At 68.2% G+C, this 1,112-nt stretch carries 2 protein-coding genes and 1 pseudogene; all 3 read left to right on the top strand.

Translation table 11 applies throughout. The annotated features are described in order from the left end of the window. Positions 1-400 (top strand): annotated as a pseudogene (locus ADL15_RS54155) (hypothetical protein); the annotation flags it as partial. Next, positions 397-612 (top strand): hypothetical protein, encoded by a 216-nt coding sequence (locus tag ADL15_RS15085; protein WP_067689141.1) that lies wholly within the window; start codon positions 397-399, stop codon positions 610-612. The pseudogene ADL15_RS54155 and the gene ADL15_RS15085, both read left to right, overlap by 4 nt. Then, a complete protein-coding gene (locus ADL15_RS15080; protein WP_067690264.1) occupies positions 612-1,076 on the top strand; it encodes a single-stranded DNA-binding protein in 465 nt (154 codons plus the stop codon). Before ADL15_RS15085 ends, ADL15_RS15080 begins: the two co-directional genes overlap by 1 nt. Positions 1,077-1,112: the final 36 nt, after the last annotated feature.

Genomic DNA, 1,112 nt, shown 5'->3' with positions numbered 1-1,112 from the left:
GGCTTCGGCCGGCGGTTCTTCGTCGCGGCCGTTGCAGCTTCCGCTGATGTTGTGGGCGCGTCCGACTCCTGCTGGTGAGCGGGTGTGGATGTGGCTGCGGCCGGGTCTGTCGCTGGAGCAGCTCGACGGCAAGACCGGTGTGATCGCGGTGACGTGCGGGGCCTCCGAGGTTCGGGTGGCTCGTGCCCGGCAGAACCTGTCGACGCTGATCCGGGTGGATGTGACCCGTCGTGACCCGTTCACCGGTCTGGTGCCGTCGCCGCTGGCATTCCTGCTGTCGAAGTCGCCGGACGTGGACGAGGTCGCGCCTGTCTCCCCGGCAGTGCCGCTGGTCGGCCTGGACCTGGCCGATGTTCCTGAGCCTGTGGTTGCGGAGCAGCGGACGGGTGGTCGGCGATGACGGTCAGCGCTGTGGTGATCGGCATCAACGACGGCCCGGTGACTGTCAAGTCTTTGGAGTTCGACCCCGATGAGGTCTACCTCGGCTTCGCCGGTGGCTTGTGCTTCTACGTCCGCGAGGCGGACATCGACCGGCTGTCGGCCGCGTTGGAGCAAGCCCGTGAGGTGTTGAGGCGCAATGCCTCGAATCAGATTGATCAAGGAGTGAAGTGATGGCAGGAGAAACCTCGATCACGGTGGTCGGGAACCTGACCGGTGACCCGGAGCTGCGGTTTCTGACCAACGGCACAGCGATGGCGAAGTTCACCGTCGCGTCGACTCCGCGCACGCTGGACCGCGAGTCCGGGCAGTGGAAGGACGGCGAGCCGCTGTTCTTGAACTGCACGGCGTGGCGGGACCTGGCCGAGAACGTGGCCGGCTCGCTGACCCGGGGCACCCGCGTGGTGGTCCACGGTCGGCTGCGGCTGTCGCGGTGGGAGACGCCGGAGGGTGAGAAGCGTCAGCAGCACGCCCTGGACGTCGACGAGATCGGCCCGTCGCTGCGGTTCGCCCAGGCGAAGGTGACCCGCACGACGCGTGCCAAGGGCGGCGACGGGTTCACCCCGAACGACGCACCGGACGACGTGTGGAACACCGCGGTCCCGGCGGACGCGGCCACGGCCTCGGCGGGGTTCTGAGATGGACGCCAACAGCTACCCGATCGGCGTCGACGT

It is taken from the genome of Actinoplanes awajinensis subsp. mycoplanecinus (genome assembly GCF_001509495.1).
Taxonomy (GTDB): Bacteria; Actinomycetota; Actinomycetes; order Mycobacteriales; family Micromonosporaceae; genus Actinoplanes; species Actinoplanes palleronii.
This window is presented reverse-complemented; position numbering and strand designations above follow the sequence as displayed.

Coding starts and splice junctions, on each gene's coding strand:
- ADL15_RS15085 (WP_067689141.1), top strand. CDS start 397: ATGACGGTCAGCGCTGTGGTGATCGGCATCAACGACGGCCCGGTGACT.
- ADL15_RS15080 (WP_067690264.1), top strand. CDS start 612: ATGGCAGGAGAAACCTCGATCACGGTGGTCGGGAACCTGACCGGTGAC.